Genomic DNA, 205 nt, shown 5'->3' with positions numbered 1-205 from the left:
CGTTTTTCTTCCTCTACTTTTTGCTGCTCTTCTTGCTTACGTTTTTCTTCCTCTACTTTTTGCTGCTCTTCTTGCTTACGTTTTTCTTCCTCTGCTTTTTGCTGCTCTTCTTGCTTACGTTTTTCTTCCTCTACTTTTTGCTGCTCTTCTTGCTTACGTTTTTCTTCCTCTGCTTTTTGCTGCTCTTCTACCTTCTTATCTTCTT

The 205-nt window shown here is 39.0% G+C and carries 1 protein-coding gene; it reads right to left on the bottom strand.

Translation table 11 applies throughout. The features are described 5' to 3' along the window. Positions 1 to 205, bottom strand: a 205-nt coding sequence (locus MR066_RS27515) for a hypothetical protein (protein ID WP_242249050.1), incomplete at both ends; no start/stop codon positions are given.

The organism is Bacillus cereus group sp. BfR-BA-01523, assembly GCF_022662615.1.
Classification (GTDB): Bacteria; Bacillota; Bacilli; order Bacillales; family Bacillaceae_G; genus Bacillus_A; species Bacillus_A mycoides.
Note: the sequence above shows the minus strand (reverse complement) of the source record. Positions and strands in the feature narration are given on the sequence as shown.